Below are 13,116 nucleotides of genomic sequence, written 5' to 3' on the forward strand. Positions count from 1 at the left end.
TGACCATGTCACATCGCAAGAAGACAATAAGCTCCATGGAAGACGATCTGAACGCATCGCTGCGCCCATTGCGCGAGAAAATCGATGCCATCGACGCGCAGTTGCTCAAGCTGCTCAATCAACGTGCGGCCGTCGCCCTGGAAGTGGGCGAGGTCAAGAAGCGCTTCGGTGCGCCGGTGTTCCGGCCCGAGCGCGAGTTGCAGGTGATTTCACGTCTGCAACAAGCCAACGACGGACCGTTGTATGGCGACAATCTGGCGTCGATCTGGCGCGAAATCATGTCGGCCAGCCGCGCGTTGGAGAAGGTGATGACCGTCGCCTATCTCGGCCCGGCCGGTACCTATAGCGAACAGGCGGCGCTGGCTTACTTCGGCCAGAGCGTGAAGGGCCTGCCGTGCCCCTCGCTCGACGAGGTGTTCCGCGCCGTAGAGGCGGGGAGTGCGGATTTCGGCGTGGTGCCGGTTGAAAACTCGACCGAGGGTGTCGTGTCGCGCACGCTGGATTTGCTGCTGCAAAGCCCGCTGACCATCGGTGGGGAAGTGGCGCTGCCGATCCACCACAATCTGATGTCGCGCTCGGGCACGCTCGACGGCGTGACGCGCATCTGCTCGCACGCGCAGTCGCTCGCGCAATGCCAGCACTGGCTGACGGCGCACTTTCCGCAGCTCGAACGCCAGGCGGTGTCGAGTAATGCCGAAGCTGCGCGCATGGCGGCAGCAGATCCGACCATTGCCGCCATTGCCGGCGACGCCGCGGCGACCCAGTACGCACTGCAGATCGCGTTCTCCCACGTGCAGGACGATCCGCACAATCGCACGCGTTTCGTGGTGGTCGGCACGCAAGACCCGGCGCCGAGCGGTCGCGATCAGACATCGTTGATTCTCTCCGTGCCGAATCGTGCGGGGGCCGTGGTCGCGTTGCTCGAACCGCTCGCCAACAATGGCGTGTCGATGACCCGTTTCGAATCGCGCCCGGCCAAGAGCGGTGCGTGGGAGTATTACTTCTACGTCGACTTCGAAGGTCATCGCGACGATGAGAATGTCGCCAAGGCGCTTGAGGCGCTTCGTCAGAACGCCGCCTATTGCAAGGTGCTCGGGTCTTACCCGCGTTCCGCGTGACGGCGACAGGCGAGACATCATGAGTCTGAACAAACTCGTTATCTGCGGCGTCGGCCTGATCGGCGGTTCCCTGGCTCGTGCGCTCAAATCGGCGGGAGCGGTGACGGAAGTCGTCGGCGTGGGGCGAACCGAGGCATCGCTCGCGCGAGCTTGCGAGCTTGGCGTGATCGATCGCGCTGCCACATCGATGGCCGATGCGGTTGCCGGGGCCGACATTGTGTTGCTGGCCGCACCGGTGGCGCAGACGCCAGCGTTGTTCGCGGCCATTCGCCCGCATCTGGGTGGACAGACCATCGTGACCGATGCAGGAAGCACGAAAACGGACGCCGTGGCCGCTGCGAAGACCGAACTGGGCGACGAGGTCTGGCGCTTCGTGCCAGGCCACCCGATTGCCGGGGCCGAACTGTCTGGCGTCGATGCCGCGAAGGCGGATCTCTATCGCGACCGGCGCGTTGTGCTGTGCCCGCAGGCGGGCAATCGTCGCGACGACGTTGCACGGGTGCGGGCAATGTGGGAGGCGACGGGCGCGCGCGTCTCGGAGATGACCGAAACGCAGCACGACCGCGTTTTCGCGTCGGTGAGCCATTTGCCGCACGTGCTGTCCTATGCGCTTATTGCGCAGATTCTCGACGCCCCCGACGCCGCATTGAAGTTCGGATTCGCGGGCGGCGGTTTTCGCGATTTCACGCGTATCGCAGCGTCGAACCCCGAAATGTGGCGCGATATCTGCGTGGCAAATCGCGATGCGTTGCTCGCCGAGCTCGATGGCTATCTCGCCACGCTCGGCTCGCTGCGTCAATTGATCGATGCTGGCGATGGTGCCGGTCTCGAGGCCGTGTTCGCTCGCACCAGTCAGGCGCGAACGGACTGGGCCAAGCAACAGGAAAAGTAATGGAAACGCTGGATCTTGGCCCGTACGGCCACGCCGAAGGCACGCTGCGTCTGCCCGGCTCGAAAAGTATCTCGAACCGCGTGTTGCTGCTCGCTGCACTCTCGCGCGGGACCACCCGCGTGCGCGAATTGCTGGCATCGGACGACACGCAAGTCATGCTCGACGCCTTGGCGGTGCTTGGCGTCAAATGCACCCAGGTCGGCGATTCGCGCGATTTCATCGTCGAGGGTTGTGGTGGTGTGTTTCCCGTGAAAGCGGCCAAGCTGTTCATGGGCAACGCGGGCACGGCGATTCGTCCACTGACGGCTGCGCTGTCGCTGAGTCACGGCGACTACGAAGTTCGCGGCGTGGCGCGCATGCACGAGCGTCCGATCGGCGATCTGGTCGATGGCTTGCGACAGCTCGGGGCGCAGATCGACTACCTCGGCAACGCTGGTTATCCGCCGTTGCATATCAAGCCGGCCGTCGTGGCGGCGCCCGTCGCACCGATCCGCGTGCGCGGCGACGTGTCGAGTCAATTTCTTACGGCGCTGTTGCTTACACTGCCGCTGCTGCCGTCTGCGACGGGGGAGATCGTCGTCGAGGTCGAGGGCGAACTGATTTCGAAGCCGTACATCGATATTACGCTCAGGTTACTGCGTCGCTTTGGTATCGACGTGCGTCAGGATGGTTGGTCGCGATTCACGTTGCCGGCCGCTGGCGCCGATGGTGCGAAGTACCGCAGTCCGGGCGAGATCCGTGTCGAGGGGGATGCGTCGTCGGCGTCATATTTCCTCGCGGCAGGTGCGATCGGTGGTGGCCCGCTGCGCGTGGAAGGGGTGGGCCGCGACAGCATTCAGGGCGACGTGCGTTTTGTCGACGCGCTGGCGGCGATGGGCGCACGTGTGACGTTGTATGAAGACGCGATCGAAGTGCACGGCATCGACACGCCGACCGGCAAGTTGCGCGCGCTGGACATGGACTTCAACCACATTCCCGATGCGGCAATGACGATTGCCGTCGCCGCCCTCTTTGCCGACGGCACGACTACGTTACGCAACGTGGCGAGCTGGCGTGTCAAGGAGACGGATCGACTGGCTGCAATGGCGATCGAGTTGCGCAAGGTCGGCGCCACGGTGGAAGAGGGCGCGGACTATCTGCGCGTGACGCCGCCGGCAGCACTTACGCCGGATGCTGCCATCGACACCTACGACGATCACCGCATGGCGATGTGCTTCTCGCTTGTGAGTCTGGGCGGCGTGCCGGTGACAATCAATGATCCGAAGTGCGTCGCCAAGACGTTCCCGACGTATTTCGCCGAGTTTGCGCGGATGGCGTCGTAACGTTTCCCGACGTTCGTCGACGTGAATTCAGTGTTTGGCCTCCGCTATGGGGGGGCCGGGCACTGGGACTTTCCCACGGCATTGGGCAGGGTCGCCGGCATGCCATCGATGTCGGCTTCGCGCGGTGACGGATGCCGTCATCCTTGCCCGGTTACCGTCTGCCAAAGCAATACGCCGTTGAGCGTGACGATAGCGCCGGCAATGAGCCATGCCGAGGCAAGCAGCACGCCGCGCACCCGCCATTGGCCCATGAGCGTCGCGTCCCCCGCAAACCGTACGAGAGGAATGACGGCGAACGGTAATTGCAGGCTGAGTATCACCTGACTGAAGATCAGCAGGTTCGTTGTCTGGGCTTCGCCGCCATGGCCGACGATCAGCAAGGCTGGAATCAGCGCCAGCGAGCGTGTGATGAGCGCGCGTTGCCATGGTTTCATGCGCAGGTTCAGAAAGCCTTCCATTGTGACCTGCCCTGCGAGAGTGGCGGTCACCGTCGAGTTCAGGCCACAGGCGAGCAGCGCCACCGCGAACATCACGCCCGCCCATTGATTGCCGAGCAGCGGGGCCAGGAGCTTGTGCGCATCACCGAGCGATTCCACCGACGTATTGCCGCTGGCGTGAAACACGGCAGCGGCCAGAATCAGCAGTGCCGCGTTGATCAGGAACGCAAAACCGAGCGACAGCGTGGTATCCCATTGGGTCGTACGAAGCGCGCGATCCATGGCGGTCGGCGTACGCTCCGGCATGGCCTCGCCTCGCATGCGCAGAAGGGCCGAGTGCAGATAGAGGTTATGCGGCATGACCGTAGCGCCGAGAATGCCGGTCGCGAGCCAGAGCATGCCTGCCTGGGCGACGATTTCGCTGCGCGGGCGCAGACCCGCAGCGGCAGCACCCCAGTCGGGGTTGGCCAGCGCGAGTTGTGCGGCGAAGCAACCCGCCGTGAGCAGAATCAGCGCGGCAACGGCACCTTCGAGGCGGTGTTGCCCAAAGCCTTGCAGACCGAGCATGGCAAAGGCGAGGGCACCGGCGAGCACCACGCCTACCGGCAGCGACAAGCCGAACAGCAATTGCAGGGCTACTGCGCTGCCAATGATCTCGGCGAGATCGCAGGCAATGATGGCAATCTCGCAAAGCCCCCATAACGCCAACGAAGTGCGACGGCTATACTGGGTGCGTGAGAGTTGCGCGAGATCGCGTCCGGTCACCAGGCCGACGCGCGCAGCCAGCCATTGAAGCAACAGCGCCATCACGCTCGAGAGCAGTACTACGCTCAGCAGCGTGTAACCGTAACGTGCACCTCCGGCGATCGCCGTGGCCCAGTTGCCCGGATCCATATAGCCCACGGCGATGAGCGTGCCCGCTCCGGCAAACCCCATCCACCGCTGCGCACGGCGCGGCGTGTTGTTTTGTGGATCGGGTGGCGGCCCCCATTCGGGACCGGCTAAGGGATAATCGCGGCTTTGCATGGCTGTCACATCTTCCGGCGGCGCGCAGGGCGTCCATATCTAAATGATAATCATTATTATTTGTATGGGGCGTTTTATTTTTTAATGTGTTGGATAGACAGAGACGAAGGGATGCCTGATTTGACGATGGTGGACGACTCGATTCCGGTGATTACGGTGGATGGCCCGACGGCATCCGGCAAGGGCACGGTGGCGCACCGTGTGGCCGACGAGCTGGGCTTTCATTACCTCGACAGCGGGGCGCTTTACCGGCTGACTGCGCTGGCGAGTGCTCGTCACGGGATCGATCCGGACGACGTCAGTGCGTTGACAGTCCTTGCCGAGACGCTCGACGTGCGTTTTCGGGATCAGCGTATCTGGCTGGCCGGCGAAGACGTCACCGACGCGATCCGGGCCGAGGCCATCGGTAACCGGGCATCGAGCATTGCGGTGCACAAGGCGGTGCGTCAGGCGCTCACCGCGCTCCAGCGCGGCTTCAAGATCGCACCCGGGCTGGTCGCAGACGGTCGCGACATGGGCACGGTGATCTTCCCGGAGGCCGAACTGAAGGTGTTTTTGACCGCCACGCCGCAGGCTCGTGCCGAGAGGCGGTATAAGCAATTGATAGAAAAAGGATTTTCTGCTAACATAGACAGTCTCATGCTGGATCTTGAGGCGCGCGATGCGCGGGATCGTACCCGGGCCGAGGCGCCGCTAAGGGCAGCAGAGGGTGCGCGGGTACTCGACACATCGGGGCTCAACGTCGATCAGGCGGTGGCTCAGGTGCTCGAATGGTTCGCGCAAGTGCAGTACCCGCAAGGCGCCTGACCGGGTGTTTCATGCAGTCACCCAGTCTGGCTTTGTCTAACCTTTAACCCAACCGTTGTGCGTGATCGTCAGCCCCCCTTAGGCAGGCGCGCGTCAGCGGCGTAATCCACTTTTATGTCCGACCTGCAAACCTCGACCAACGAATCTTTCGCGGCGCTTTTCGAAGAGTCGCTCTCCCGTCAAGACATGCGTGCTGGTGAAGTCATCAGCGCAGAAGTCGTTCGGGTTGACCACAACTTCGTGGTCGTCAACGCCGGCCTCAAGTCCGAAGCGTACATCCCCATCGAAGAATTCCTGAATGATCAGGGCGAGGTCGAAGTTCAGGCCGGCGATTTTGTTTCCGTGGCGATCGACGCCCTGGAAAACGGCTACGGCGACACCGTGCTGTCGCGCGACAAGGCCAAGCGTCTGGCCTCGTGGCTGCAACTGGAAAAGGCCCTCGAGTCGGGCGACCTCGTGACCGGTACGATCACCGGCAAGGTCAAGGGCGGCCTGACCGTGATGGTCAACGGCATCCGTGCATTCCTGCCGGGTTCGCTGGTTGACACGCGTCCGGTCAAGGACACGACCCCGTACGAAGGCAAGACCCTCGAATTCAAGGTTATCAAGCTCGACCGCAAGCGCAACAACGTTGTGCTGTCGCGCCGTGCCGTGATCGAAGCTACCCAGGGTGAAGAGCGCGCCAAGCTGCTCGAAACGCTCAAGGAAGGCGCGATCGTCAAGGGCGTGGTCAAGAACATCACCGACTACGGCGCGTTCGTCGACCTGGGCGGCATCGATGGCCTGCTGCACATCACCGACATCGCATGGCGTCGCGTGCGTCACCCGAGCGAAGTTCTCTCGGTTGGCCAGGAAGTCACCGCCAAGATCCTCAAGTTCGATCAAGAGAAGGGCCGTGTCTCGCTGGGCGTCAAGCAACTCGGCGAAGATCCGTGGGAAGGCATTGCTCGCCGTTACCCGCAAGGCACCCGCCTGTTCGGTAAGGTCACCAACATCACCGACTACGGCGCGTTCGTCGAAGTCGAATCGGGCATCGAAGGCCTGGTTCACGTGTCGGAAATGGATTGGACCAACAAGAACGTTGCTCCGACCAAGGTTGTCCAGTTGGGCGACGAAGTCGAAGTCATGGTCCTCGAGATCGACGAAGACCGTCGTCGTATCAGTCTCGGCATGAAGCAGTGCAAGCCGAACCCGTGGGACGATTTCTCGCGCAACTTCAAGAAGGGCGACAAGATCAAGGGCGCAATCAAGTCGATCACCGACTTCGGCGTGTTCATTGGTCTGCCGGGCGGCATCGACGGCCTGGTCCACCTGTCGGACCTGTCGTGGAGCGAAACTGGCGAAGAAGCCGTGCGCAAGTACAAGAAGGGCGACGAAGTCGAAGCCGTGGTTCTGGGCATCGATGTCGAGAAGGAACGCATCTCGCTGGGTATCAAGCAGCTCGAAGGCGATCCGTTCAACACCTTCGTGGCGATTCACGACAAGGGCTCGATCGTTGACGGCGTCATCAAGGCCGTCGATCCGAAGGGTGCTGTTGTGTCGCTGGGCGATGACGTCGAAGGCTACCTGCGCGCTTCGGAAATCTCGCACGACCGTGTGGAAGATGCCCGCAACGTGCTGAAGGAAGGCGAAGCCGTCAACGCCATGATCGTCAACATCGATCGCAAGTCGCGCAACATCAACCTGTCGATCAAGGCCAAGGATTCGGCTGAGCAACAGGAAGCGATGAGCAAGATGTCGTCGGATAGCTCGGCAGCGAGCGGCACCACGAACCTCGGTGCCCTGCTCAAGGCCAAGCTGGACAGCCAGAATCAGTAAGGTCCAAGGCCTATGACCAAGTCTGAATTGGTCAACCAGTTGGCGGCGCGGTTTCCCCAGTTGGTGCTCAAAGATGCCGATTTCGCGGTGAAGACGATTCTCGACGCGATGGCCGATGCGCTTGCGCGCGGTCATCGAATCGAAATCCGCGGTTTCGGCAGCTTCGGGCTCAACCGTCGGCCTCCGCGCGTCGGCCGCAACCCCAAGTCGGGCGAGAAAGTGATGGTGCCGGAGAAATTCGTGCCGCACTTCAAGCCTGGCAAGGAGTTGCGAGAGCGGGTTGATCACAAGGCGTCGGACCAATAAGGCCCTTTGGGATCTACTACGCAAGAAAAGCGCCTTCGGGCGCTTTTTTTGCGTCTGGCGTCCGTCAACGAAAGGTAGGTGCGGACAAACGCCGGAAATGTGAAGCCCTTTGCAGGAACGACGCCTCGCAGAGCACATCCGGTACAATACGCCCACGCGCCAGCCCGGTGCGTCGGTGCTGCCGACGCCGTTTGCGGGCGGCCCAAGTCGCAAAACATACGGCAAGCCTGCCGCAGGAGCCTTTCGGCATGAAGCTGATTGTTTGGATCGTTCGTCTGATCGTATTCGTGGTGTTGCTGTGTCTCGCGCTCGCGAACACCGGCGAGGTCACGTTGAACCTGTTCCTAGGGCATACGTGGACCGCACCGCTCATCATGATCGGCCTGGCATTTTTCGTGGTCGGTGGCGTCATCGGCGTGCTCGCCACATTGCCGAGCCTGATGCGACAACGCCTCGACCTGCGCCGTACGCGGCGTGATCTGGCCCGTGCTCAGCGGGACCCCGAGGCGAGCGATCAGCCGCCGATGCTGCCGCCGGTATAAGGTGGCGCGGCACCCGATTCTCGCCATCCTCATCGACTGTTTCAACGACAACACGCATTCATGGAATTCGAGGTCTGGTGGCTACTTGCCATCCCCGTGATCTTCGGCTGCGGCTGGGTAGCTGCGCGACTGGATCTGCGCAGCCTGCTCTCGGAGAGCCGCGTTCTGCCGGCATCCTATTTCCGCGGCCTGAATTTCCTGCTGAACGAGCAGCCGGACAAGGCGATCGACGCCTTCATCGAGGTCGCCAAGCTCGATCCCGAGACGACCGAACTGCACTTCGCCCTGGGGAGTCTGTTCCGCCGTCGCGGCGAGACGGAACGTGCCATTCGCGTGCATCAGAACCTGCTCTCGCGCGACGATCTGCCGCAAGCCGATCAGGAGCACGCGCTCTACGAACTCGGTCACGACTTCCTCAAGGCAGGCCTGCTCGATCGCGCAGAGGAGGCTTTCAGCCGCTTGCATACGGGGGCGTACGCCAAGGCGGCGCAGCACGCCAAGCTCACGATCTATCAGATCGAGAAAGAGTGGCGCAAGGCGCTCGCGGAAGCCGAGACGTTGAGCGAGCTCGATCCGGCGGTGTCCTACCGCAAGGAGATCGCGCAGTTCCATTGCGAACTGGCGCAGGAAGCCTTGCAGCGCAAGGACACCGAGACGGCCGGCCTTGAGTTGGCGGCTGCGCTGGAGGTCAATCCGGCGAACGTGCGCGCACCGCTGCTGCGGGGCGACATGCTGCTGGGGGCCGGCGATGCCGAAGGGGCGTTGCGTGTGTTGAGCACCATCGAGCAACAGAATCCGATGTATCTTGGTCTGGCGGCCAAGCGCGTGATGAAAGCGTACGAGGCGTTGGGCCGGGCATCGGAAGGGCTGGCCATGTTGCGCGAGGCGTTGCGCAAGAATCCGTCGGATGATCTGCTGGAGATCGTCTACGAGAAGACGCAGGCGCTCGAAGGCCCCGAAGCGGCCCTCAAGCTCATGCGCGAACAAATGCACCGTGCGCCGAGCGCGCCGGGGATGGCGCGACTGCTGGAGGCTCATGCCGCCACGGCGCATGGCGATACGCAGTCCGATCTGCAACTCATGGGCAAGCTCATTACGCAGCGCACCAAGTCGTTGCCACGTTACGTTTGCGATCAATGCGGTTTCCGCGCGCGACTTTTCTATTGGCAATGCCCCGGCTGTAACGGCTGGGAGACCTACACGCCGCGCCGTGCCGACGTGCCGGCAGCATCTTAATTTTTATAGAATCGCAAAATCATGAAGATCACCATCATCGGTTCCGGTTACGTCGGCCTTGTTACGGGCGCTTGTCTGGCAGATGTCGGCAATGACGTGTTCTGCCTGGACGTGGATCCCCGCAAGATCGAAATCCTGAACAGCGGCGGCGTGCCGATTCACGAGCCGGGCCTGAAGGAAGTCATCGCCCGTAACCGCGAAGCCGGTCGTCTGCAATTCTCGACGGATGTCGAAGCGTCGGTAGCCCATGGCGATGTTCAGTTCATCGCCGTTGGCACGCCCCCCGATGAAGACGGTTCCGCCGATCTGCAATATGTGGTGGCCGCGGCTCGTAATATCGGCCGTTATGCCAAAGGCTTCAAGGTGATCGTCGACAAATCGACGGTGCCCGTCGGCACGGCAGACAAGGTGAGCGCCGCAGTGGCAGAAGAACTGGCCAAGCGTGGCGAGGACGTGTCGTTCTCGGTCGTCTCGAACCCGGAGTTCCTGAAGGAAGGTGCGGCGGTGGACGATTTCATGCGTCCGGATCGCATTGTGATCGGTGTGGACGACGATGCCGACGGCCAGCAGGCGCGCGCAATGATGAAGCGTCTGTATTCGCCGTTCAACCGTAACCACGAGCGTACGCTGTACATGGATGTGCGCTCGGCCGAATTCACCAAGTACGCCGCCAACGCCATGCTGGCCACACGTATCTCGTTCATGAACGAGCTGGCCAATCTCGCTGACCGTGTCGGCGTGGATATCGAAGACGTGCGTCAGGGCATCGGCTCGGACCCGCGCATCGGCTACCACTTCCTGTACGCCGGCTGCGGCTACGGCGGCTCTTGCTTCCCGAAGGACGTGCAGGCGCTCGTGCGCACCGCCGAGGACAACGGTCTGCCGCTGCGGATTCTGAACGCCGTGGAAGCCGTGAACGAGACGCAGAAGGCGGTGCTGATCGACAAGATCGTGGCGCGTCTGGGCGACGATCTGAAGGACAAGACGTTCGCGCTGTGGGGCCTGGCATTCAAGCCGAACACCGACGACATGCGCGAAGCGCCCAGCCGTCGTGTGATTGCGGAGTTGGTGCGTCGCGGCGCGCGTGTGCGCGCGTACGATCCGGTGGCGCTCGAAGAGGCGCGCCGCGTGATCGAGCTGGACTTCGCAGATGACGCCGAGGCGCATGCCCGTATCGAATTCTGCGCCACGCAGAACGACACGCTGACCGGCGCCGACGCGCTCGTCATCGTCACGGAATGGAAGGCGTTCCGCAGCCCGGACTTCGCAAAGGTCAAGACGGCCTTGTCGCTGCCGTTGATTTTCGACGGTCGTAACCTGTACGAGCCGGAAGCGATGAAGGAACTCGGCATCGAGTACCACGCCATTGGCCGCGGCCAGTTCGCGGCAGTCTGAATTTCGAGGAACGACGGATGACTTCGACGGCGATTTCGCTGACCCGTACGGTCCAGGCCCCCGGCGTGCCCAACGTGCCTCGCGAGGCATTCAGCCGCGCACGCGTGCTGATCGTCGGCGACGTGATGCTCGATCGCTATTGGTTCGGCGACGTCAATCGTATTTCGCCGGAAGCCCCGGTGCCGGTAGTGCACGTCAAGCGCAACGAAGAGCGCTTGGGCGGCGCGGCGAACGTGGCGCTCAACGCTACGTCGCTCGGCGCGCAGGCCGGTTTGCTGTGCGTACTTGGCGAGGACGAACCGGGCGAGCGCGTGGTCGACATGCTGGATGCGAGCGGCGTGACGGCGTTCGTCACGCGTGACGCCGATCTGGCCACGACCATCAAGCTGCGCATCGTGTCGCGCCAGCAGCAACTCTTGCGCATCGACTTCGAGAATCAGCCGGCACGCGAAGTGCTGCTGGCGGTGCTCGACCAGTATCGTCAACTGCTGGCAAGCTACGACGTCGTGCTGCTCTCGGACTACGCCAAAGGCGGTCTCACGCATGTGCAGCCGATGATCGAAGCGGCACGCGCGGCGGGCAAGGCGGTTCTCGTCGACCCGAAGGGCAGCGATTACGAGCGTTATCGCGGCGCGACCATCCTGACCCCGAATCGCTCGGAGTTGCAACAGGTGGTAGGCGAATGGCGCTCGGAAGACGACCTGACGGTTCGTGCGCAGAATCTGCGCGAGTCGCTCAGTCTCGAAGCGCTGCTGCTCACGCGTTCGGAAGAAGGCATGACGCTCTTTACCGACGGCGGCGCACTGCATGTGCCGGCGCAGGCGCGTGAAGTGTATGACGTCTCGGGCGCCGGCGACACCGTGATCGCCACACTCGCCGCATCGCTTTCCGCCGGGCTGCCGCTTGCGCAGGCAGTCGTGCTCGCGAATCGTGCGGGCAGCATCGTCGTGGGCAAGCTGGGCACGGCGACTGTGGACTACACCGAACTCTTTTCCGAGCTGACATGACCATCATCGTGACGGGCGCCGCGGGCTTCATCGGCGCCAACCTCGTCAAAGCCCTCAATGAGCGTGGAGAGACCGACATCGTCGCGGTCGATAACCTCACCCGCGCCGATAAATTCCGAAATCTGGTCGATTGCGAGATCAGCGACTACCTTGACAAGACCGACTTCGTCGCGCGTTTTCAGCGTCGCGAGTTCGGTCGCGTGCGCGCGATTTTCCACGAAGGGGCGTGCTCCGACACGATGGAGACGGATGGCCGCTACATGATGGAGAACAACTTCCGCTACACGCGTGCGTTGTTCGAAGCCTGTCAGGCGCAGACCGTGCCGTTCCTGTATGCGTCGTCTGCGGCGACGTATGGAGCCTCGGAAACGTTCGTGGAAACGCGCGAGTACGAAAAGCCGCTGAACGTCTACGGTTACTCGAAATTCCTGTTCGACCAGATCGTGCGCCGTGCGATGCGCGACGCTGGCGGCAAGCTGCCGAGTCAGGTCGCCGGTTTCCGCTACTTCAACGTGTACGGGCCGCGTGAAGCGCACAAGGGGCGTATGGCCTCGGTGGCGTTCCACAATTTCAACGAATTCCGCGCCAATGGCCGCGTGAAGCTCTTCGGTGAGTACAACGGCTACGCGGCCGGTACGCAAAGCCGTGACTTCGTGTCGGTCGAAGACGTGGTGAAGGTGAATCTGCACTTCTTCGATCATCCGGAGCGCAGCGGCATCTTCAACCTCGGCACGGGCCGTGCGCAGCCGTTCAACGACATCGCCATCGCCGTGATCAACACGTTGCGTGAGGAAGCGGGCGAAGCGCCGCTCTCGCTCGAGGAGATGGTCAAGCAGGGGGTTGTCGAGTACATTCCGTTCCCGGACGCCCTGCGCGGCAAGTATCAGTGCTTCACGCAGGCGAGCATCGAGCATCTGCGTCAGACCGGCGGCTATCAACAGCCGTTTTACACGGTTGGCGAGGGCGTTGCACGTTACGTGCGCTGGCTGCTCGCGCAGTAAGTTCCAAGCGAATGCCCGGGCTTGTCCGGGCGCGTTGCCGGACAGACGGGGAGCCAGACGGCTCCCCGTTTTGTCAGGGGCCCCGGGTGTATCGGGGGCATCGGGTTCCCCCGAGGTTCCCCGCCTGTCATCCGGGGAAGGTTTGGGGCGTTAAGGAAGTATCGGGGGTGTCCGATGGAGCGGCGTAGGGAGGATATCGACCCGAGTGA

Annotated in this window: 12 protein-coding genes; 11 read left to right on the top strand and 1 reads right to left on the bottom strand. The window is 62.6% G+C overall.

Going from position 1 to position 13,116, the window contains the following annotated elements:
* Window positions 1–35 precede the first annotated feature (35 nt).
* The 3 genes from pheA to aroA are packed head-to-tail and all read left to right on the top strand — an operon-like array spanning window position 36 to window position 3,332.
* Window positions 36–1,118 (top strand): prephenate dehydratase, encoded by a 1,083-nt coding sequence (gene pheA / locus ACIPHM_RS08830; RefSeq protein WP_400327012.1) that lies wholly within the window; start codon window positions 36–38, stop codon window positions 1,116–1,118.
* Between the two features lie 19 nt (window positions 1,119–1,137).
* Entirely contained in the window at window positions 1,138–2,010 is an 873-nt protein-coding gene (locus tag ACIPHM_RS08835) for a prephenate dehydrogenase (protein ID WP_400327015.1), read from the top strand.
* Complete coding sequence (gene aroA, locus ACIPHM_RS08840) at window positions 2,010–3,332, top strand: 3-phosphoshikimate 1-carboxyvinyltransferase (RefSeq protein WP_400327018.1); 1,323 nt, start codon at window positions 2,010–2,012, stop codon at window positions 3,330–3,332. Before ACIPHM_RS08835 ends, aroA begins: the two co-directional genes overlap by 1 nt.
* Window positions 3,333–3,469: 137 nt before the next feature.
* Here aroA and ACIPHM_RS08845 read toward each other — a convergent pair whose 3' ends face one another.
* Window positions 3,470–4,795: an Nramp family divalent metal transporter gene (locus tag ACIPHM_RS08845; RefSeq protein WP_400327021.1), complete on the bottom strand. Its 1,326-nt coding sequence runs from the start codon at window positions 4,793–4,795 to the stop codon at window positions 3,470–3,472.
* 111 nt (window positions 4,796–4,906) lie between these two features.
* Between ACIPHM_RS08845 and cmk the strand changes: the two genes are divergently transcribed.
* The 8 genes from cmk to rfaD all read left to right on the top strand — a co-directional run bounded on the left by cmk (window position 4,907) and on the right by rfaD (window position 12,907).
* Window positions 4,907–5,602, top strand: a complete 696-nt coding sequence (gene cmk / locus ACIPHM_RS08850) for a (d)CMP kinase (RefSeq protein WP_400327024.1) — start codon at window positions 4,907–4,909, stop codon at window positions 5,600–5,602.
* Window positions 5,603–5,716: 114 nt separating this feature from the next.
* Window positions 5,717–7,420 carry a 30S ribosomal protein S1 gene (gene rpsA, locus ACIPHM_RS08855; protein ID WP_400327027.1) on the top strand — a complete coding sequence of 568 codons (1,704 nt, stop codon included), beginning with the start codon at window positions 5,717–5,719 and terminating at the stop codon, window positions 7,418–7,420.
* Window positions 7,421–7,432: 12 nt separating this feature from the next.
* Entirely contained in the window at window positions 7,433–7,726 is a 294-nt protein-coding gene (locus ACIPHM_RS08860) for an integration host factor subunit beta (RefSeq protein ID WP_017232087.1), read from the top strand.
* Window positions 7,727–7,974: 248 nt separating this feature from the next.
* Window positions 7,975–8,268: a lipopolysaccharide assembly LapA domain-containing protein gene (locus ACIPHM_RS08865; RefSeq protein WP_400327030.1), complete on the top strand. Its 294-nt coding sequence runs from the start codon at window positions 7,975–7,977 to the stop codon at window positions 8,266–8,268.
* Window positions 8,269–8,328: 60 nt separating this feature from the next.
* A complete protein-coding gene (lapB, locus tag ACIPHM_RS08870; RefSeq protein WP_400327033.1) occupies window positions 8,329–9,504 on the top strand; it encodes a lipopolysaccharide assembly protein LapB in 1,176 nt (391 codons plus the stop codon).
* Between the two features lie 21 nt (window positions 9,505–9,525).
* Window positions 9,526–10,899 (top strand): UDP-glucose dehydrogenase family protein, encoded by a 1,374-nt coding sequence (locus ACIPHM_RS08875; protein ID WP_400327036.1) that lies wholly within the window; start codon window positions 9,526–9,528, stop codon window positions 10,897–10,899.
* A 17-nt stretch (window positions 10,900–10,916) separates the two neighbouring features.
* On the top strand, window positions 10,917–11,906 hold the full coding sequence (gene rfaE1, locus ACIPHM_RS08880; RefSeq protein WP_400327039.1) for a D-glycero-beta-D-manno-heptose-7-phosphate kinase: 990 nt from the start codon (window positions 10,917–10,919) through the stop codon (window positions 11,904–11,906).
* A complete protein-coding gene (rfaD, locus tag ACIPHM_RS08885; RefSeq protein ID WP_400327041.1) occupies window positions 11,903–12,907 on the top strand; it encodes an ADP-glyceromanno-heptose 6-epimerase in 1,005 nt (334 codons plus the stop codon). Before rfaE1 ends, rfaD begins: the two co-directional genes overlap by 4 nt.
* Window positions 12,908–13,116: the final 209 nt, after the last annotated feature.

The sequence above is a fragment of the Pandoraea sp. NPDC087047 genome (assembly GCF_044745225.1).
Classification (GTDB): domain Bacteria; phylum Pseudomonadota; class Gammaproteobacteria; order Burkholderiales; family Burkholderiaceae; genus Pandoraea.

Bases quoted from the DNA above. Each gene is read 5' to 3' on its own strand.
- pheA (WP_400327012.1), top strand. From the start codon at position 36: ATGGAAGACGATCTGAACGCATCGCTGCGCCCATTGCGCGAGAAAATC.
- ACIPHM_RS08835 (WP_400327015.1), top strand. From the start codon at position 1,138: ATGAGTCTGAACAAACTCGTTATCTGCGGCGTCGGCCTGATCGGCGGT.
- aroA (WP_400327018.1), top strand. From the start codon at position 2,010: ATGGAAACGCTGGATCTTGGCCCGTACGGCCACGCCGAAGGCACGCTG.
- ACIPHM_RS08845 (WP_400327021.1), bottom strand. From the start codon at position 4,795: ATGCAAAGCCGCGATTATCCCTTAGCCGGTCCCGAATGGGGGCCGCCA.
- cmk (WP_400327024.1), top strand. From the start codon at position 4,907: ATGCCTGATTTGACGATGGTGGACGACTCGATTCCGGTGATTACGGTG.
- rpsA (WP_400327027.1), top strand. From the start codon at position 5,717: ATGTCCGACCTGCAAACCTCGACCAACGAATCTTTCGCGGCGCTTTTC.
- ACIPHM_RS08860 (WP_017232087.1), top strand. From the start codon at position 7,433: ATGACCAAGTCTGAATTGGTCAACCAGTTGGCGGCGCGGTTTCCCCAG.
- ACIPHM_RS08865 (WP_400327030.1), top strand. From the start codon at position 7,975: ATGAAGCTGATTGTTTGGATCGTTCGTCTGATCGTATTCGTGGTGTTG.
- lapB (WP_400327033.1), top strand. From the start codon at position 8,329: ATGGAATTCGAGGTCTGGTGGCTACTTGCCATCCCCGTGATCTTCGGC.
- ACIPHM_RS08875 (WP_400327036.1), top strand. From the start codon at position 9,526: ATGAAGATCACCATCATCGGTTCCGGTTACGTCGGCCTTGTTACGGGC.
- rfaE1 (WP_400327039.1), top strand. From the start codon at position 10,917: ATGACTTCGACGGCGATTTCGCTGACCCGTACGGTCCAGGCCCCCGGC.
- rfaD (WP_400327041.1), top strand. From the start codon at position 11,903: ATGACCATCATCGTGACGGGCGCCGCGGGCTTCATCGGCGCCAACCTC.